18 protein-coding genes and 1 pseudogene are annotated in these 17,917 nt (G+C 67.6%); 7 read left to right on the top strand and 12 right to left on the bottom strand.

Annotated elements, in window-relative coordinates:
* On the bottom strand, nucleotides 1-2,670 hold the full coding sequence (locus VX037_RS17925) for a LuxR C-terminal-related transcriptional regulator (RefSeq protein WP_328715206.1): 2,670 nt from the start codon (nucleotides 2,668-2,670) through the stop codon (nucleotides 1-3).
* Nucleotides 2,671-2,842: 172 nt separating this feature from the next.
* Here VX037_RS17925 and VX037_RS17920 point away from each other — a divergent pair, with 172 nt between their 5' ends.
* Nucleotides 2,843-2,995, top strand: coding sequence for a hypothetical protein (locus VX037_RS17920; protein WP_235721717.1), 153 nt, complete (start codon nucleotides 2,843-2,845; stop codon nucleotides 2,993-2,995).
* Between the two features lie 71 nt (nucleotides 2,996-3,066).
* Here the strand turns inward: VX037_RS17920 and VX037_RS17915 are convergent, their stop codons facing one another.
* Nucleotides 3,067-4,533 (bottom strand): hypothetical protein, encoded by a 1,467-nt coding sequence (locus tag VX037_RS17915; RefSeq protein WP_328715204.1) that lies wholly within the window; start codon nucleotides 4,531-4,533, stop codon nucleotides 3,067-3,069.
* A 239-nt stretch (nucleotides 4,534-4,772) separates the two neighbouring features.
* On the opposite strand from VX037_RS17915, the gene VX037_RS17910 reads away from it, so the two are divergent.
* The gene (locus VX037_RS17910; RefSeq protein ID WP_235721715.1) at nucleotides 4,773-5,153 is read left to right on the top strand and encodes an SHOCT domain-containing protein; all 381 of its coding nucleotides are present in this window, start codon (nucleotides 4,773-4,775) and stop codon (nucleotides 5,151-5,153) included.
* A gap of 38 nt (nucleotides 5,154-5,191) precedes the next feature.
* On the opposite strand, the gene VX037_RS17905 is transcribed toward VX037_RS17910, so the two are convergent.
* Nucleotides 5,192-6,331, bottom strand: a complete 1,140-nt coding sequence (locus VX037_RS17905; protein ID WP_328715202.1) for an alpha/beta hydrolase family protein — start codon at nucleotides 6,329-6,331, stop codon at nucleotides 5,192-5,194.
* A gap of 89 nt (nucleotides 6,332-6,420) precedes the next feature.
* On the opposite strand from VX037_RS17905, the gene VX037_RS17900 reads away from it, so the two are divergent.
* On the top strand, nucleotides 6,421-6,582 hold the full coding sequence (locus VX037_RS17900; RefSeq protein WP_328715200.1) for a hypothetical protein: 162 nt from the start codon (nucleotides 6,421-6,423) through the stop codon (nucleotides 6,580-6,582).
* A gap of 132 nt (nucleotides 6,583-6,714) precedes the next feature.
* Complete coding sequence (locus tag VX037_RS17895) at nucleotides 6,715-6,870, top strand: DUF1059 domain-containing protein (RefSeq protein WP_235721712.1); 156 nt, start codon at nucleotides 6,715-6,717, stop codon at nucleotides 6,868-6,870.
* A gap of 66 nt (nucleotides 6,871-6,936) precedes the next feature.
* On the opposite strand, the gene VX037_RS17890 is transcribed toward VX037_RS17895, so the two are convergent.
* On the bottom strand, nucleotides 6,937-7,794 hold the full coding sequence (locus VX037_RS17890) for an oxygenase MpaB family protein (protein ID WP_328715198.1): 858 nt from the start codon (nucleotides 7,792-7,794) through the stop codon (nucleotides 6,937-6,939).
* Nucleotides 7,795-7,873: 79 nt separating this feature from the next.
* On the opposite strand from VX037_RS17890, the gene VX037_RS17885 reads away from it, so the two are divergent.
* Entirely contained in the window at nucleotides 7,874-8,500 is a 627-nt protein-coding gene (locus tag VX037_RS17885; protein WP_235721710.1) for a TetR/AcrR family transcriptional regulator, read from the top strand.
* Here VX037_RS17885 and VX037_RS17880 read toward each other — a convergent pair.
* The 3 genes from VX037_RS17880 to VX037_RS17870 form a co-directional block, all read right to left on the bottom strand.
* Entirely contained in the window at nucleotides 8,461-9,228 is a 768-nt protein-coding gene (locus VX037_RS17880) for an acetoin reductase (RefSeq protein WP_328715196.1), read from the bottom strand. The genes VX037_RS17885 and VX037_RS17880 overlap by 40 nt on opposite strands.
* On the bottom strand, nucleotides 9,225-10,280 hold the full coding sequence (locus tag VX037_RS17875) for a 2,3-butanediol dehydrogenase (RefSeq protein ID WP_328715194.1): 1,056 nt from the start codon (nucleotides 10,278-10,280) through the stop codon (nucleotides 9,225-9,227). Before VX037_RS17875 ends, VX037_RS17880 begins: the two co-directional genes overlap by 4 nt.
* 215 nt (nucleotides 10,281-10,495) lie before the next feature.
* Nucleotides 10,496-11,383, bottom strand: coding sequence for a LysR family transcriptional regulator (locus VX037_RS17870; RefSeq protein ID WP_266063420.1), 888 nt, complete (start codon nucleotides 11,381-11,383; stop codon nucleotides 10,496-10,498).
* Nucleotides 11,384-11,534: 151 nt separating this feature from the next.
* Here VX037_RS17870 and VX037_RS17865 point away from each other — a divergent pair.
* Nucleotides 11,535-11,783, top strand: a pseudogene (locus VX037_RS17865) (LLM class flavin-dependent oxidoreductase); the annotation flags it as partial.
* Nucleotides 11,784-11,829: 46 nt separating this feature from the next.
* Here VX037_RS17865 and VX037_RS17860 read toward each other — a convergent pair.
* Nucleotides 11,830-12,219, bottom strand: a complete 390-nt coding sequence (locus VX037_RS17860; protein ID WP_152199702.1) for a heavy metal-responsive transcriptional regulator — start codon at nucleotides 12,217-12,219, stop codon at nucleotides 11,830-11,832.
* 103 nt (nucleotides 12,220-12,322) lie between these two features.
* Here VX037_RS17860 and merA point away from each other — a divergent pair, with 103 nt between their 5' ends.
* The gene (gene merA / locus VX037_RS17855) at nucleotides 12,323-13,744 is read left to right on the top strand and encodes a mercury(II) reductase (RefSeq protein ID WP_006215442.1); all 1,422 of its coding nucleotides are present in this window, start codon (nucleotides 12,323-12,325) and stop codon (nucleotides 13,742-13,744) included.
* 370 nt (nucleotides 13,745-14,114) lie between these two features.
* On the opposite strand, the gene VX037_RS17850 is transcribed toward merA, so the two are convergent.
* The 4 genes from VX037_RS17850 to VX037_RS17835 are packed head-to-tail and all read right to left on the bottom strand — an operon-like array spanning nucleotide 14,115 to nucleotide 17,884.
* Nucleotides 14,115-14,591, bottom strand: coding sequence for a hypothetical protein (locus VX037_RS17850; RefSeq protein ID WP_006215443.1), 477 nt, complete (start codon nucleotides 14,589-14,591; stop codon nucleotides 14,115-14,117).
* 10 nt (nucleotides 14,592-14,601) lie between these two features.
* Nucleotides 14,602-15,888: a relaxase/mobilization nuclease domain-containing protein gene (locus tag VX037_RS17845; protein ID WP_006215444.1), complete on the bottom strand. Its 1,287-nt coding sequence runs from the start codon at nucleotides 15,886-15,888 to the stop codon at nucleotides 14,602-14,604.
* Complete coding sequence (locus VX037_RS17840) at nucleotides 15,885-16,475, bottom strand: hypothetical protein (protein WP_328715193.1); 591 nt, start codon at nucleotides 16,473-16,475, stop codon at nucleotides 15,885-15,887. The genes VX037_RS17845 and VX037_RS17840 overlap by 4 nt, the downstream gene beginning before the upstream one ends.
* Complete coding sequence (locus VX037_RS17835; RefSeq protein ID WP_328715191.1) at nucleotides 16,472-17,884, bottom strand: Rep family protein; 1,413 nt, start codon at nucleotides 17,882-17,884, stop codon at nucleotides 16,472-16,474. The genes VX037_RS17840 and VX037_RS17835 overlap by 4 nt, the downstream gene beginning before the upstream one ends.
* Nucleotides 17,885-17,917 lie beyond the last annotated feature (33 nt).

The raw sequence follows: 17,917 nt of genomic DNA, 5'->3' as shown, positions 1-17,917 counted from the left end.
TCAGATCAGATGTCGCTCCCGCGCCCGATCGACCGCGTCCCGGCGTGAGGACACCCCGAGCTTGCGATAGATCGACTGCTGATGGGTTTTCACCGTGTTCACCGAGACGAACAGGTCCGCCGCGATCTCGGCCGCCTTGTACATCGTCGGAAGGTACTGCAACACCATCAGCTCTCGGTCGGTCAACGACTCCACCGGCGGCACAACGACTGTCGAGTCCGGTGTGCCGACTCGCCCGCAGACGCCGAGCAGGTCGCGGACGAACTCCGGATCCTCGGCGGTCACGTGCTCCAATCGGGTGAGCAACGCCGCCACCGGCGCACCACCGGCCACGAACGGCCGGATCTGACGCACCGGCGCGGCCAGCCGTACTGCCGCCGTCAGGTGCTGCAGGGCAGCCACGTCTCGGTGAAGTCGCGCCCACGCCACAGCTGTCAGGATCTCCGCCTCGACCGCCTGCAGCCGATGCGGCGCGAATCCGTCGGCGGTGCCCAGCACGTCGATCGCCACTGCCGGGCGGCCCGCAGCCAGCTGCGCCTTCGCCAATACGACGCGGGTCAGCGCCCCTTCGTAGGTCGCTGACGCGTCCGGCCGCGTCAGCGACGTGATCACGGATTCGGCCTCCCCCATCAGGATTCGGGTCTCCGCGATCGCCACGTCGTACCAGCTGCGCACCAACGGGGGCAGCCCGGAGGTCGATCGCCGCGCGATTTCCAGGCGACGGCATTGTGCGCGCGCCGCGTACACGTCGGCCCGTGTCACCGCGACACCCACCGCGACGGCCTCACCGATCAGCAACGCCGCGGTATCGGTGCCCGGCCCCACGGCACGCCGCGCCATCGACACCGCCCGATCGGCTGCGTCGAGATCATGCCGTTCGAGATCCAGCAGGGCCCGCGCCGCGTACAGCGCCACCGCCTGCGGCTGCCGTGTCCACCCTCGCCGCTCGACCAACGCGGTCATCGCCGCGATGCGATCGGCGACGACCGCCAGTTCTCCCCGCGTCACGTCGATCAGGGCCAGGTAGGTCTCGGCAGCCAGCGCGGTGAGGCCCAACCCGAGATCCTCGGCCGTCGCCGCACTCCCGACGAGTTCCGTTGCGGCCGCGTCGACCTCACCTCGATGGAACAGACCGATCCCCCGGTTGTTACGCGCCATGAGTGTGTATGCCCGGGCCGCCGGGATCTCGACCCGGGACGCCGACGCCACCAGGGCCAGGACCTCGTCGCAGCGATCAATCAGCTCGGGCAGACGAGAACTGCGCGCCGTCACCATCCGGGTCAGCGCGATCAGAATCCGTGACCCCGGCGTCCCTCGGGCGGGCTCGGCGTCCAGGAGTTCGGCGGCGTCCTCGGCATTGCGCGACATCTCGCCGAAGTCGCCGCGGTGATAGCAGAGGACCGCGGCGGCCAGGAGCGTGTCGGCAGTCGGACGTCGGGCCGCCTCGCGGGCCGCCGACTCGAGCGCACCGGCGAGCTCAGATGCCTGCGGCGACAACACCAGCGGCCCGGCGACATCGCCGAGCACAGTGGTCACCTCGTGCCAGGCCCCAGCGCGGGCGAAGTGGTCGATCGCCGCGATCGGGTCGTCGTTACGAACACACCAGTTCGCCGCGCGGCGATGCAGATCGGCAGGCGCGTCGGGATTCTCGGCGCCCAGCCGATCGATGAGCAGTTCCCGGAAAAGCGGATGATAGGCGTACCAGTCCGGCCGATCGGCCAGTCGGACGGTCAGCACGTTGCGCGCGACCAGATCGTCGAGGACTCGACGGCTGTCCGCGCGCCCGGTCAGTGCCCGCGCCAACGACGGTGTCATGCTCTCCCCGACAGACGTGGCCAGCAGGAATCGACGGTCGGTCGGCGCGAGATCCTCGAGGACCTCTTCCAGCAGGTAGGCGGCCACGAGATCATTGCGGCCGGTGAGCCGATCCGACGTGACGTGTCCGAGGTCGTCGCGGGCGCTGAGCACCGCCAGACGCAAACCGGTCGCCCATCCCTGGGTCCGTTCGAGGAGCGTATCCACCTCGGTGGCGTCGAACTCGCTGCCCACCATCCGGCCGAGATCGACGACGTCGTCCCGGGTGAATTGCAGATCGCGCATGCCGACCTCGATCAGCCGCCCCTCGAGCCGTACTCGCTGCAACCGCAAGTCCGGGGCCGCGCGCGTGATCAGTACCAGCCGCAGCCGCTCGGGTTGCCGCGCGACCAGGTGCCGGATCGAGTCCATGACGTCGGGCGCATCGATTCGGTGCACATCGTCGAGCACCAGGGTCACCGGGGTGGGCGACGACGCGAGTCCGTCGACGATCATGTCCACCTCGGGCTCGGCGAATGCCGGCCCGGGCGCGATGTCGAGCAACGCACCCGACCCGGTTGACGCACCGCCCGCGGTGAGCGACCCGAGAATGTCGCTCCACAGGGCACGCATGCCGTGGGGCTCACCGACCGCGAGCCACGCGACCGGACCGTCGGCCACGCGGTGCTGCAACCACGATGCGACGGCGAGCGACTTTCCGTAACCCGCACCGGCCTCGACGACCGCGATATCGCCGGGGCCACAGGCACTGAGCGTCTGGTCGATCCGGTGCCGATGTACGTAGGCAGGAGGCAGCGCCGGCCGTGCGGTGCGCAGCCGCAATCCCGGCGCCAGTCGACCGCTAGGTGCGTCCACTCGGTACCCACTCCGTGTCACCCCGACCCGACCTCGGGGACCCGCGAAGATGATATCGGCAAGCCGGTGAGAGGGCGAGAGGGCGAGCAATCATCCGGTCCGGGTGACCACCCCGGCGGCAGTGGCCTGGCATCATCGAGGAAAAGTCACCACACGAGGGAGGCGATCGGAGATGCCGATGCGCCACGGTCGGCTCAGCCGGCGCGCAGTGATCGGACACCCCGTCGTCCGGTCACCCGCTCCCCCGGATTCGGCGTCGCTGGTCGCCAAAGGTGTGGCGCGGCGCAAGACGCGCGACGGACGCAGCGGAAACGACGGCTCCTGAGGCTCGTTGCGGTGCTGCGCGCGGTGTGAGGGTGGCCCTTCGTGACGCGAACTCGCAGGCGCGCTCGCTGATCAGGGACCAGGGGTGGCGGCCTCGGCCGCCACCTCGCGGCGCGCAGGCCGCATCGCGATCTCGAGAGCCGCCAGCGCCAGGCAGGTGATCACGACAGTCCAGATCACCACGAGTCCGGTCGGGTAGGACCAGAACATCAGGATGAGCGCGGCACCGACCACCACGGCGATCCGCACCGGGATACGGGCCTGATAAAGGGCTTGCTCCACAGCATTCGGTGCACGCTGCTTGCGCCGCGCGTCGAGAGCTCCGATCCCGCCGGTGAATCCACGCCGGATCGCCTGCGCCGATCGGGAGCCGCCGGCGAAGAACACCACAAGCGCCACCACCAGCGCGGCGACCGCGACCGCCCGCAAGGCCAACCGCAACGGATTGACGACGGTATCGAAGATCACCCGCGCGGCATCGGGAGCGAGTACGTCGGCCGGGATCTCGCTCATGTACACGGCACGACCGATGAGCAGTCCGATGGCCAACAACAGCATCGCCACCACGATCGAGACCGCGACCACCGCGGTCATCCGCAATCGCCGTCCCGCTCCGATGACCGCGATGGCGCCGATGGCGGCGGCGAGGGCCAGCCACGGCAGCACATCGGCGACCTTGTCCAGCGCGTTCACCCACCGTTGCGCGTTCGCCAGCTGCGGGGACTCGAACACCACGAAGCTCTTGTCGACCTGAGGGATGTTGTTCGCGAAAGCGAATCCGCGGTCGGAGAGGATCTGTTTGACCTGTTCGATGATCGGGCCGAGCTCGATGCTGATGGCGCCGTTGGGATCGACCTCGACCGCACCGCGCTCGGTGTCGCCGGTGAGCACCGCCACCACCGACTGGTGTGCGGCACGGTTGGCCGTCACCCACAGTTGTTCGAACTGGTCGGACTGCACGAATCGGCTCACGGTCTGCTCGATGAACGACTCGGCCTGGTTGGCCAGCACCGGAGCCAGACCGACGACGGTCTGGTCGATGCGGGGACGCTCGGCCGGAGTCAGATCCACGAGTTGCTGCAGCGCGTCCTCGGTGATCTGCCGGATGTCGACCTGCTCGTCGATCGCGGCGGTGATCGCGTCGGTGACCTGGCCCTGCACGGCCGGATCTGATGCCAGCGGCGCCACCGTCGTCAGATAGTGGTCGGTGTCGAGGAGTTCGCCACGCACGTAGCGCGTCGTCACCGACAGCAACGTCAGCAGGGCACACAGCACCACGAGTACCACCGCGGTGAAACGTCGCCAGAACATCCGACGTTGCGGTGCCGGGGTGGCGCGCAGTTCGGCGACCTGCGCCCGCAGGCGTTGGAGTTCGGCCCGCTCGTCGGGGTCGAGTGGGCCCTCTTTTCCGTCGACTGGGCCCTCTTTCTCGTCGACTGGGCGCTCCGCAGCGGTCCCCGCGGGGTGTTGCGCACCGGCGTCTTCCGGACGATCGGCACCCGCGTCCGGTTCGGGATGCCCTCCGGTCGGCTCACTCACGTCGTGTCTCCGCTCTGTCGATGCCCGCGAATCCTCGCATGGCGAGATCGAACCCGCCGGTCAATGCTCCGACCTTCCCACGAGATGGACACCGACCACATCCTCCGTGCCGGGTGAGTACGCGACGACGACCCGGAAGTCACCCATTCCAGGTGATCCGCCGTGGGCTCGCAGCAGGCATTCTGACCTGACGATCCGTCTGCGGCATCGCCATGCCGCCACGTTCAAGGAGTGACGACATGTGGGACTCGTTCTGGGACTTCATCTGGTACACCGTGGTGATCTTCATCTTCGTGGCGTACCTGATGATGCTGTTCTGGATCATCAGCGACCTGTTCCGCGATCGGGCCCTGTCGGGCTGGTGGAAAGCCGTGTGGATGGTGTTCTTGATCTTCATCCCCTGGCTCACCGCGCTGGTCTACCTGATCGCGCGCGGTCCCGGTATGTCCCAGCGCGCCGCCGAGACCCAGAGCCAGATGCAGCAGCAGTCCGACGCCTACATCCGGTCGGTGGCCGGCAAGTCTTCAGCCGACCAGATCGCCGACGCGAAAGCACTTCTGGATGCCGGCACCATTGATCAGCAGGAGTTCGAGGCGCTGAAAGCCAAGGCGCTGAGCTGAGCTGACCGCGCCACCGTCGGGGATCAGCCGGCGAGGGTTCAGTCGGCGGGGATCACCCGGTCCAGGAAGTCGAGGACGTCGTCCATCCCACCGTCGGCCCGCAGGTCGGTGTGATCGCTGTTGATCGTCTTCAACTCGTAGTCGGTCCCCGCCTTGCGGAACGCACGCAGCAGCGCATAGGTCATCGGAATCGGCACGGTGAAATCGCGCAGGCCGTGCACGATCAGGATCGGACCGCCCTGCTCGCGCACGGGCACCTCCATGTACCTGCGGAGCGCGTCACGAAAGGTGTCGTCGCCGAGCGACTTCGACAGCAACGCATCGGGCCGGGTGCCGTCGAGGATCGACTCCCATTGCGGACCACACGATCGGCCCACCTCGGCTACGACCCGCCTGCCGAAGTCCGAGAGGTACGTCGACACGTCGACATCGTGCTGGTTGGCCGACATCCCGGCCAGGACCGCTGCCAGCGGCCCCGACATCGCCCGCGGCAGGGCGGGGATCCCGGGCCGCATCAGCGGGATGACATCCTCGAAGTTCGACGCCGGGGCCAGCGCAGCCGTGCCGCGGAAGTCGAGCTCAGGCGCATAGTCGTGTGCGTAGTGGCCGGCGGCGAGCGCCGCGTGGCCACCTTGCGACGACCCGGCAGCGGCCCAGGTCTCCGAGAGCCCGATGATCACCGTGCGTGCGGCTCTGACGATGTCGATGACTGCGGTGGCCTCCGAGCGTGTGTGCAGGTAGGCGTGCGGGCCGAGCGAGTTCGGTCCGAGCCCGACGTAGTCGGTCGCCACCACGGCATATCCCGCCCCGGTGAGGGCGTCGACGACCGGCGCCGTCGATCGGATGAGATCGCCGGAATCGGCCAGGCCACAGCTCTCACCGAGCCCGGAGGTGCCGTGCGCCCACGAGATGATGGGCCATCCCCCGCGAGGTCGGGGACCGTCGGGCAGCGCGACGATGCCGCTCGCCGGTACCACGGCGCCGCGCGCATCCTTCGTCAGGTACGACAACCGCAGCACCCGATCCAGTCCGCCCCACTCCCCCAACTGGGTCAATGCGATCGCACGCCCCGGTTGACCGGCAACCGACTGTGCCGCGGTGGGCGCGCCGACGATGACAGACCCCATCATCGCCACGACACCGAGCAGCACGAACAGGATCGTGCGCGATCTGCGCATATGTCACACACCGCGTCCGGATGTGAGAGTCCCAACCGTCAGCGTCTGCTGAGGTGCCACGGGACTCCTTCGTTCGGACAATGGATGTCATGAACACTCTAGCGATGGCTTCCGCGCTGGCCCTGGTGGCGGTCGCGGCCGTGACCACCGGCGCAGTGGGCGCTCTGATCGGAATCGTCTCCCGCGCCGACGCGCACCCCGCACCCGTTCGGGTCTCGCGCGAAACCCCGGACGTGGTCCCACACCGCTGAAATCGGCCCGCACGGTCCCTATCGGCACCAGCCGTCCATGTGAGACGCTCGCCACAGGTACGCTCACGCAAGTTGCAGAACACACCATGTGACGAGAACACCTGGCATCGGCCGAACGAGGTGAGGATCGAAATGAACCGACCGAAGACGCGTCTGACCTGTCCGTGCGGCGAGGCGATCAAGGGCGCCGACGAGGACGAGCTGGTGGTGAAGGTGCGCGAGCACCTCAAGGAGAATCACCCGGGACACGACTACAGCCGCGACGAGATCTTGTTCATGGCGTATTGAGTCGACGCCCGGCACGCGTGGCGTGGCCGAGCTCCGCGTCCGCCAGGCCCCGGACGTTGCACTCACCTACTCGACATGCACCGGGCAGCCCGGTGCGAAGGTGCCCATCTTCTCGATGTCGTATCCGTTGGGGTAGGAGCGGATTCGTGGCATGTTCTGCACCAGCGCCGGCTTGCGCCGTGCCGGGAAGTACCGGAGAGCCCGGGCACGCGCCTTGAGCGCACCGACCGACAGCGCGCGTGCCACCGGGCCGGGTTCGGGATACCGGAACGCCGTGATCAATGGTTCGTCCATGAGCGACCGGCTGAAGATGTTGACGGCCCGTGCGGCGATCGACGGATAGAACGAGGCCATCAGGTCCATGGTCGAGTCCGCGACGCGACGCGCCCCGTCGTCGAAGGCGAAATGCTCGTCCTCATAGGCGTCCATCAGGGTCTCGAACTCGTCGTAGGTGTCCGGGATGTCCTTGATCGCCATGTGCCGGCCGAGATCCTGGTAGTAGCGGACCATCGCGACGCGCTCATTCGCCTGAAGTTCACGCCACCCGGACCGCGCCAGCCACCGCACCGGGACCACCACGAACGTCGACAGCACGTAGCGCATGTCGTCGTTGGAGATGTCGTACATCTTGTGCATCTGGTTGATGCGACGGATGGCGGCCTTGCCGGATGCACTGTCGAAACCTTCGACGAGGGGAACCTCGAGCAGGATCGCGGTGTCGTCATAGCGCTTCTGGGTCTGCCGGGTGAACGCGCCTGTGCGATCGAGCAGGTTACCGATGCTCGGGACAGCGTAGGTGCGGAACAGCGCGAAACTCAGTGACTGGTTGATATCCCATGGGAATTCGTAGGTCGACAGGTTCCGGTAGATCTCCACATACCGGGTCTCCGGGTCCAGTCCGGTGTTGCGGTTCGTTGTGCTCACAGCTGTCTCCTCATCTGGATGGAAGATAGCGTAAGTGCACTTATGGTTTTGTGCAACCCATCACATCTACACTGTCGATGTGAGCTCCACAGCGAAGAAGACCAGTACGCCGTCACACTCGGCACGAGTCCGGTATCTGGACGCGGGCCTGCGTGTTTTGGCAGATCAGGGACACGCGGGGTTGAAGTTGGCGACCGTGTGTGAAGTCGTCGGCGCCACCACGGGCTCGTTCTATCACGCGTTCTCGAACTGGCCCGCCTACACCTCAGCGCTCATCCACCATTGGCGCGAGAAGGAGAGTCGGCGTCCGATCGCCGAGGCCCGCACGGTGACCGACCCGGTTGCCCGCCTGCAGTTCCTGACCGACATCGCGATGCGATTGCCCCATGACACCGAGGCGGCGATCCGGGTGTGGGCCGAACACGACCCCGACGTGCGCGCCGTGCAGGACGACGCCGACGACGAACGACGCCGGTTCATCTCCGACACCTATCTCGAGGTGGTCGGAAACCGAGCCGACGCCGATCATTACGCCACTGCGGCGATGTATCTTCTGGTCGGCTACGAGAACGGCACCCTCCGATCTCGGGAGACACTCGAGTGGGCTTTTCAGACCTTCATCGAGCAGGCCCTGCGCCAGGCCGGACGTATCGCCGAGACGACGACTCAGCGGAAGACCAGCCCTCCGTCAATCAGCACGGCCTGACCGGTCATGTAGTTCGAATCCGGTCCAGCGAGGTACGAGACAAACGCAGCCACATCTTCGGGCGTCTGCGCGCGCCCCAACGCGATACCGCCGACGAACTTCTCGTAGGTCTCCCCCTCGGCTGCCCCGGTCAGCTCGGCAAAACGTTTGTCGATGGTCACCCACATATCGGTACCGACCACCCCCGGACAGTAGGCGTTGACAGTGATACCTTGCGCCGCGTATTCCTTTGCAGCGGCTTGCGTCAGGGCACGCACCGCGAACTTGGTAGCGCTGTAGACACCGAGCATGGGGAACCCGTCGTGGCCGGCGATGGAGGAGGCGTTGATGATCTTTCCCCGCGTGCCGTTTGCGGTGAATCGCGCTGCTGCGGCTTGGATTCCCCACAGCACGCCGTTCACGTTGACCGACCAGATGCGCTCGAGCTCGTCGGGCCGCACTTCGTCGATCGGCGCGACCTGGGCGATGCCGGCGTTGTTGATCATGACGTCGAACCCGCCGAGCGCCTCCTGAGCGTGATCCACGGCGGCGAACACCTGTTCCCGGTCGCTGACGTCGGCGACGAACGCGGTGGCCTTGCCGCCGAGTCCGCGGACCTCGTCGACTACCGAGCCGATACCGGCCTCGTTGACGTCGACGAGCGCGATGTCGTGTCCGTCGGCAGCCAACCGCAGCGCGATGCCACGGCCGATGCCCCGACCACCGCCGGTGATGAGTACGACGCTCATGCCGCCACCTCCGCCGGGTCCACGAGCACCTTCATCTTCGCTCCGGCATGCAGCGCGTCGAAGCCGTCGTCCACCACGCGATCGAGACCTATCGTGTCCACCCACCCTGTCGTGTCGTACCGACCCTGCGACATGAGATCGATGACGGCGTCGAAGTCCGCCGAGGTGTAGCAGAGCGAACCCTGAATGCGGGACTCGTTCATCACGAGCCGCTGAAGTGTTGTGGTCAGCGGTTTCTCGTAGATGGCGACGCTGACCAGCGGCTGTCGGGCACCGATGCAGTCGAGTGCCGTGTTGACGGCCGGTTCCACCCCGGCCGCGTCGAAGATGGCGTCGGCACCCCGACCGTCGGTGGTGTCGGCGACGAACTCCGCGACGTCGAGCGAAGTCGGGTCGAGTGTCGTCGCGCCCAACGCCTCGATGGCGGCGCGTCGCGTCGCCGACGGCTCCACCACGTACACGTTCTCCAGCCCCTTGGCACGCAGGGCGAACCACAGTCCTATCCCAATCGGCCCGGCACCGAACACCATCGCGGTGTCGTCTGCCTGTGGCTGCCCCAGCGTCGCCGCGTGGTATGCCACCGACATCGGTTCGACGAGCGCGCCCAGCTCGAGTGAGACGTTCTCCGGCAGTTGATGAATCATGTTCGCCGGGACCACTGTGTACTCGGCCATTCCACCGTCGGACATCAAGCCGTGAAAGCCGATGTGCCGACAGATGTTGTAGTTGCCGACTCGGCACGGGCCGCAGTGCCCGCAACGGTAGATCGGTTCGATGGCGACCCGATCACCGGCATGAACGCCGGTGACGCCGTCGCCGACCTCGGTGACGGTGCCCGAGAACTCGTGACCGAGCACCAGCGGCAACTGTGCTCCAGTGAGCGGGTGCGGCTCGGTGGGGATGAAGATCGGTCCGGCGAAGTACTCATGCAGATCTGTGCCGCAGATCCCGTTGAAGCCGACCTGCACCTTGACCTCACCCGCGCCGGGCGAAGGTTCGGGTACGTCGGCGATCTCCACCTTGTTCGCGCCGTAATAGACAGCTGCTCGCATCAGTTCTGACTCCTGTTTCTCGGCTGATTCCGATGCGTTCATGACTATGTGACTCAGCGCACAACTTGCCAGGGTTGCAGTGCGTTGCATCTGCCCACGCGCAACCCTCCGACCCTGCAGTCACCGGTGTGATCCACGCGCCGACTCGCCCCGGCATTCGGAGCGCCGACGCAATCTGCGACATCACGCGACTGCCGCCGGGCAGAACGCTCGGCTCACCGCTGTCCGGCGGCCTCCGCCGACGCCACCAGATGATCGACGACGTCGGTCACCGCCCGTCGCATCCCCGGCCGAGTCAAGGCCTCATAGACACGGGCCGCGCGAACCCCTTTGAGCGTCAGTCGCTTCACCCCGGGATGGCGCACCGCGAACCGCGGGATCAGGGCGATGCCGTGGTCGGCGGCCACGATGGACTGGATGGTGCCGAAGTCCAGCATCCGCTGGGTCACCCGCGGCGCCACCCCGGTCACCGCCGAAATCGACAGCAGCACATCGTCGACGGGGAAACCGCCCTCCACGCTGATCCAGTCGCAGTCGGCCAGGTCGTCGACCTCGATGTCGTCGCGGTCGGCGAACTCAGAACCCGCGGCGACCACCACGTCGACGGGCTCACGCATCAATTCGGTCACCTCGACCCGCGGAGCCCGCACCGGTGCCGTGCGTTCATCCCGGTGGGTGACGACGATGTCGAAGTCCGCCAGCGCCGGGGCGGCATCGGGGTAGCCCACATCGAGCTCGGCGGCGATCACCTCGACACCCGAGCCGGCGACTCGGTCCAACACCCCGGGCAACAGCAGCGCAGCACCCGACGGGAACATCGCCAGGCGCACCGTCGCGGCGCCCGACCGGTAGCCCTCCATCTCCTCCTGCGCCCGTTCGACTGCCGCGATCACCTCATCGGCGCGCAGCACCAGCGCGCGGCCGGCGTCGGTCAGCCGGATGCGGCGTCCATCCTGGGCCAGCAGGTCGACGCCGGCCTCCTTCGTGAGAACCTTCAACTGCTGTGACACCGCCGACGGCGTCATGTGCATGGCGTCAGCCACCGCTCCGATCGAGCCGCGGTCGGCGAACTCGCGCAGTAATCGCAGCCGCTTCACATCCACACCGCTAACGTACTGCGCCGCACCGCCGCGGCCACCGCGGTTCCTCCGCCGGGTATCCGCGCATATCCGCCGCGAGTTGGTGGAGACTCTGGGGAATGCGGGAGGAGGAACCGCCGGGAATGAAGCGGACCGGAGTACTGTTTGGTCACGTATGAAGAACATCGGGTTCCTGTCCTTCGGACATTGGTCGGATGCGCACGGTTCGCAGGTGCGGTCCGGGTCCGACACATTGCTGCAGTCCATCGACCTGGCGGTGGCGGCCGAAGAACTCGGCGCCGACGGCGCGTACTTCCGCGTGCATCATTTCGCGCGTCAGCTCGCCTCACCGTTCCCGTTGCTGTCGGCGATCGGCGCAAAGACCGACCGCATCGAGATCGGCACCGGCGTGATCGACATGCGCTAGCGCATATCGGGGTTGTAGCGTTGGAGTCATTGGCTACCGTCGTCTACAAGTACCTACACACTTGATCGGTGCTGCACGTTTCAGGGTCCGGGTGCGCGGCGTCCTGTCTGAGGTCCGCGATAGTGTCGCGCAGCACGGAGAGCTGCGCGATCTGCTGCTCGATCTCAGCGAGGCGCACGTCAAGCAGGTCGCGCACGTGCTCGCAGGGCGCATGGCCGCCGTCGCGGATGTCGAGGATCTGGCGGATCTGGGCGAGGGTGAGGCCCGCGGCCTGGCCGCGGTGGACGAAGTCGACGCGCGCGATTGCGTCCGGCGGGTAGTCGCGGTACCCCGACGACGTCCTGTCGGGCGGGGGGAGCAGCCCCTGCTCTTCGTAGAACCTCAGCGTCTTCGCCGTGGTGCCGGCCGCCTCGGCGAATTCCCCGATCCTCATGGCCTCCTCCATCCGTGTCGCGGCCGCGCTTGACCTTCCCCTGTACTGGAAGGTCCAGTATGGCTGAGACGGAGCAGAAATCCAAGGACTGACAGGAGCAGCGATGCCTACCAAGTACGACCTCGCCATCATCGGATCCGGAGGCGGAGCATTCGCCGCCGCCATCCGTGCGACCACGCTCGGCAAGTCGGTGGTGATGATCGAGCGCGGGACGCTCGGCGGCACCTGCGTGAACACCGGCTGCGTGCCGTCGAAGGCCCTCATCGCCGCTGCCGACACCCGTCACGTCGCCGCCGACGCTTCAGGCCGGTTCCCGGGGATCGCGGCGACGGCTGAGACAGTGGACATGCCTGCGCTGATCGCCGGGAAGCAGGCGCTGGTCGAGTCGCTGCGCGGCGAGAAGTACGCCGACGTCGCCGACTCCTACGGCTGGCAGGTCCGCCGCGGCGATGCATCGTTCGCCGGCGGCCCAGACGCCCCGGTACTGGAGATCATCGCCGGCGACGGGACGGTCGAGACCATCGAGGCCGACCACTTCCTGGTCGCGACTGGTTCTCGCCCGTGGGCTCCGCCGATCGACGGCCTGGAGGAGACCGGGTACCTGACCTCGACCACGGCAATGGAACTCGCTGAGGTTCCTGAGTCGTTGCTGGTGCTCGGCGGCGGCTACGTCGCCCTGGAGCAGGCGCAGCTGTTCGCTCGCCTCGGCTCGCAGGTCACGCTGCTGGTGCGGTCCCGGCTCGCCTCGAAGGAGGAGCCGGAGGTGTCCAAGGCGCTTCAGGAGGCGTTCGCCGACGAAGGCATCCGCGTCGTCCGCCGCGTGGTGCCCACCCGGGTCTCCCGCGGCACGGGAGGCGAGGCCGTCGTGACCGCCGACGTGTCCGGCGACTCGCAGGAGTTCCGCGCCGAGCAGGTGCTCGTCGCCCTCGGACGCCGTCCCGTCACCGATGGCCTGAACCTCGATGCGGTCGGGGTGAAGACCGGGGACTCCGGCGAGGTGGTCGTCTCCGACCGGCTGCGGTCCTCGAACCCGCGGATCTGGGCCGCGGGCGACGTGACCGGGCACCCCGAGTTCGTCTACGTCGCCGCCCACCACGGCACCCTCGTCGCCGAGAACGCGTTCGCCGACGCCGATCGTGCCGTCGACTATTCCCGCCTGCCGCGGGTGACGTTCACCGGGCCCGCGATCGGAGCGGTCGGGATGACCGAGAAGGAAGTGCTTGCTGCGGGGATCCGCTGCGATTGCCGCGTCCTGCCGCTGCACCACGTGCCCCGCGCGCTGGTCAACCGCGACACCCGCGGGTTCATCAAGATCGTCGTGAACGCCGACACGAACGAGATCCTCGGCCTGACCGCCGTCGCCAAGGACGCCGGAGAGCTCGCCGCCGCCGGTGTCCACGTGCTCGGCAAGACCGTCGCCGAGATCGCCGACGCCTGGGCTCCCTACCTGACGATGGCCGAGGGCATCCGGATCGCCGCGAAGGCCTTCACCACCGACCCGTCGCTGCTGTCGTGCTGCGCATGACCGGCAGCGCAGGCAATCGGGGAGATCTCATCCTGAAGAGGTGCAGACGACGAGCGCCGATCAGGACCGCGACGAACGGCGCGCCGGTCCCGTCGTCGCTGCAGGGACCGGACTGCTCTTGCTGGCATGCTGCGCGCTTCCGTTGCTGCTCTGTTGCGGCCTGCCGCTCATCGCGGCGGGCGGAGCACTCGCGGGCGTCGGTGGGCTCCTCGGTAACCCCTGGATCATCGGTGCCGGGATCGCCGTCGTGATGGCCGTCACGGCGGGGATGCTCGTCAGGTTAGGGCGGCGGCACCGAGGCCGCAGGACCGGCTGCTGCGAAAATCCTTCGACCGCTGATCGGAACCGGTAGCTCGAGCGGATCCAGCCATCATCGCCACCTCGGCCACTTCGGCACCCCGCGACCCTTCCACGTCTCCACGAGACCGGCGGCCGAGCGGACGGACGCGAAGAGCCCGTAGCCGGCCCCGGCGAGACCCACGGAGACCACGAGCCAGCGCCCGATGCCGAGCCAGATGCGCCCGTCCACGTCGAGCGCCCACTGAGCGCCCGTGATGAGACCGGCGATGCCCATCCAGAGCCCGGCGACGACCACGACCACCGGCAGCAGGGCGAGGCACATCGCAGCGGCGGCCGACCAGAGCTGACGCGCTTCGAGCTTCGCCGTCGCCGCCATCATCCGCTCGGCGCGCTCGTTCGAGGCGTCGAGGTTCGCGGTCATCGTGGCCGAGGCCTCCCCGGCGACCTGCTCGACGGCCTTCTCGACCCGCTCCTCAGTACGCTTCTCGATCCGCTGCACCGCGCCGCCGACCTGGCTCACAAGCTTCTGGTTCGTTGTGGCCTGCACCTTCAGACCCTCAATCGCCGAGGCCGTAGCCGCGCGATTCTTCTGCGCCTCCGCGACCAAGGTTCGCGACGCGGCGTTCAAGCTCTCGCCGTTGAGACTCTGCGCGAACTCGCCGAGCGTGCTCGCGATCTCGTTCTGCCTGTTCTCGATACTCGCGATCCTCGCGGACACGTCGCTGGAGGGCGAGGAGGTCGACGCCGGGGTCGTGATCCGCTCCAGCCGCCTCGTCGTCTCCTCGTCCATGACCTTCACGAACCCCGCGAGCTTCTTCTGCTGCTCGGTCAGCGTGGCAATCCTCGTATTCTGCGCCTCGACGGCGGCGAGGATCGAGGTCAACAGCTCCATCGTCTCCGGACTGCCGAGCGGCTGCGGCGACTGCACGGGCCCGTTCTGCTGCTTCAGCCTGTCGAGCGCTGCGCTCATGTTCCTGCTCCTTCTGCTGCTGGTGGTAGTCGAAGAACGCCTGCGCGCCCTCCGGGGTGAAGTCCGCCGAGAGCGCGCTCGCGCGTTTGCGGCGATCGGCGCGGCCGGACTCGCCGCGGCGGTCCTCGATGTAGAGCGTCCAGGTCTCCTGCCCGGCGCGCTTGCCCTTCTTGCTGACGGGGCTGTGCAGCCGCATCCTCGGCACACGTTCCCCGGCGTCGTCGAGCTGCTGGTTCTGCTCCTCGATCACCGCTTCGAGACCGGCCTTGTCCACCACGCGGGGGTCGGCCAGTGCGGCGCTCATCCGGTCACCCATCTCGCGGTCGAGCCCGCCCTCCGCGAAGTCCTCGCGGCGCAGCTCCCAGTCCTTCGGCGCGTGCTCCAGCCGCTTCACGACCGAGAGCCCGTGCTCTCGCATCAGCTCGTCGTTCGCCGACTGCACGCCCCGCTGGTTCCCGGCCTTGCGATCGTGGAACGTCCGGTAGTCCGAGAGCGCCTTTCCGGTCCGGTTGCTGTGATTGATGACCAAGATGTGGTTATGCGGCTTTCTGCCCCGGCCATCCACGTGACTGACCACGAGGCAGTCCGAGTCGGGGTGCATCCTCTTCGCGAGCTGATAGCCGAGATCGTTCACCCGCTGCACGTGCTCCGGGTTCTTCGGGTCGAACTCCTCGTCGCTGAAAGACTGCCGGTAATGCAGCGCCTCGACCTCGCGCGTGGTGTTCTGCGTGAGCGCCCGTGCGCGCGCCGAGAATGCGCCAGGGCCTCCCGGCACTTCGCACGTGATCGCGACGCCCCGCTCGTCCTCCTTCCCGCGGATATAGCGCTCGGTGTCGGCGGCGCTGGTGCTCGGGCTGTAGTGGGTGGTGCTCATGCGGCCGTCCGATCCCCGAGCAAGGCGCGGACCTCGCGCAGCAGCTCGATCAGCTCGGGCACCTCCGACGACAGCGCCACCGCCTCACCGGCGCGCGCGCGGCGATCCAAGTCGTTGACGTTGATCGCCAGCGGGCGCAACTGGGCAGCCAGCTCACGAGCGTCCGCCGACGCCTGCACACGCGCCTCGACCCCGAGCAGGTGCGCCGCCACGGCGGCGTCCAACTCCTCCGAGCGGGAGGCGTGGAGGGCATCGCGTACGACGGTCCGTACCCACGTGCTCGGAGCCAGCCCGAGCCGCTTCGCACGAGTGCGAAGCGCCGCGAGCGTCTCCTCCCCGAAGTCGGTATCGAGCTTCGCGCGGCCCCCACGACGACGCTTCGCGCCGCCGTGACTCTGACGCACAGCCTCCGCATCAGCCCGACCGGTGTTCACCTGGGAGTCGGTCTGCTGCTCCACCTGTACGCCAGAGTGGCAAGCAGTAGGCCTGTCGGACACATCGCTGACGCTCGTGTCCTCCAGCCCTGCTTGCGAGGGGCCTCCGGCCCCCTCGACCCCCTGGAAGAGCGAATGCTGATCGGTGCTCATGCGGCACCTTCGATCAGCGCCAGCGGCACGTCCGGACTTCGCACCGCGAGCCCGCTGAGCAGCTCCGCGACCGCACCGTCCGCGTCGTGTTCCGCCGAGGTCTCCGGACCGTACGTCAGTTCCCGCGACCCGGCGTTCTGGTGGTACGCGTTGCCGTACATGCCGGGCGTGTGCGCGGCGGTCGGGATGCTGCACTGGTGCCACTCGTAGGGCTCGATCTTCCCGATGTGCTGCACGAGGTAGCGGTTGATGTCGTCGGCGCGGTAGACCTTCACGACCGACGCCAGGCGGCGGATGAACTGGTCCAGCGCCTCGTCCACGTTGCCCTTCTGGCGGGCGTAGTAGAAGAACTCGACCGGCTCGATCGTCGCCGTAATCACGATGAGGCGCGGAGCCACCTCGCCCTTGTTCTTGTACCGAGCCTTCGCAGGCGAGGCGTTATACGGATCGAGCAGCAGCAGCCAATCGTTCGCGTCCATCGCCGAGGCCCGCAGATCGTCCAGCAGCAGCACCTCCTCGCCCCGCCAGTCATCCAATGGGTTCCCCGTCGCGGCACGGTAGACCTGCCACTGCTCGCCATGTGCATTGGCCGCGCTAATCGCCTCGGTGATGAAATCCGTTGCGAACCGAGTCTTGCCGATCCCGGCATCCCCGTGGACGAACACCACGTGCGTCGAGAAGGCACCGGCGCGCAGCTTCGCGGCCGCCCGGTACGCGCGGCGCTGGCCGTAGGCCGACAGCGCGTCGTCGATCTCCCGCTGATGCCGCGAGTAGATGTCGAACAGTTCGTCCGTGAGCATGATCTGATCCCGCGTGATTTCGCCCTGCAGCACCCGCTCCCGCATGTCCTCGAAGTTCTCCGCGACGACCTTCTTCTTCACGTGGGCGCGCCCCTTGAGCCAGGTCTCCCGGCGCTGGGCGTCGATCCCGAGGTAGTCCGGCCCGCGCACCGTGGCGACCTCCGACGGCGCGTACTGATGCTTGTCCGCATACTTCACGTGAGTCAGGTACGACAGCATGTTGTCGAAGGCGTACCGACCGCGGCCCGGCTTCTCGACGTACTGGGGCTCGACGCCGATGCCGAACGCGAGCCGAGCCAGCGGCGCGCTCTTCGCACGGCTGGCGAACTTGATGACCGCGTGCAGGTGATCGGGCTTCGGCTCGACCACCAGAGCCTTCTCCGTGTCGCTCCAGACCTCGCGCTCATCCTTGTCGTGCACGATTCCGTAGGCCTCGATGACCTCGCAGCCGATGGCCTCGAGCCGCTGCGCGACGTAGGCGAGGATCGCCCCGGCTCCCTGCTCGAGCAGCGCGGCCCCGTTCGGGTCCTCGGCAGCCCAGGTCCAGTACGACGGATCGAGGTACTGCGTGAGCCCGATGCTCGTCGGGTTGTTCTCCTGCTTAGCCACGGCGACCACCCCCGTCGCAGGCGGCGTGGAGGG

This window comes from Gordonia sp. Z-3 (genome assembly GCF_036233855.1).
Taxonomy (GTDB): Bacteria; Actinomycetota; Actinomycetes; order Mycobacteriales; family Mycobacteriaceae; genus Gordonia; species Gordonia tangerina.
This window is presented reverse-complemented; position numbering and strand designations above follow the sequence as displayed.

Coding starts and splice junctions, on each gene's coding strand:
- VX037_RS17920 (WP_235721717.1), top strand. CDS start 2,843: ATGCCGATGCGCCACGGTCGGCTCAGCCGGCGCGCAGTGATCGGACAC.
- VX037_RS17910 (WP_235721715.1), top strand. CDS start 4,773: ATGTGGGACTCGTTCTGGGACTTCATCTGGTACACCGTGGTGATCTTC.
- VX037_RS17905 (WP_328715202.1), bottom strand. CDS start 6,331: ATGCGCAGATCGCGCACGATCCTGTTCGTGCTGCTCGGTGTCGTGGCG.
- VX037_RS17900 (WP_328715200.1), top strand. CDS start 6,421: ATGAACACTCTAGCGATGGCTTCCGCGCTGGCCCTGGTGGCGGTCGCG.
- VX037_RS17895 (WP_235721712.1), top strand. CDS start 6,715: ATGAACCGACCGAAGACGCGTCTGACCTGTCCGTGCGGCGAGGCGATC.
- VX037_RS17880 (WP_328715196.1), bottom strand. CDS start 9,228: ATGAGCGTCGTACTCATCACCGGCGGTGGTCGGGGCATCGGCCGTGGC.
- VX037_RS17875 (WP_328715194.1), bottom strand. CDS start 10,280: ATGCGAGCAGCTGTCTATTACGGCGCGAACAAGGTGGAGATCGCCGAC.
- VX037_RS17860 (WP_152199702.1), bottom strand. CDS start 12,219: ATGAGGATCGGGGAATTCGCCGAGGCGGCCGGCACCACGGCGAAGACG.
- merA (WP_006215442.1), top strand. CDS start 12,323: ATGCCTACCAAGTACGACCTCGCCATCATCGGATCCGGAGGCGGAGCA.
- VX037_RS17845 (WP_006215444.1), bottom strand. CDS start 15,888: ATGAGCACCACCCACTACAGCCCGAGCACCAGCGCCGCCGACACCGAG.
- VX037_RS17840 (WP_328715193.1), bottom strand. CDS start 16,475: ATGAGCACCGATCAGCATTCGCTCTTCCAGGGGGTCGAGGGGGCCGGA.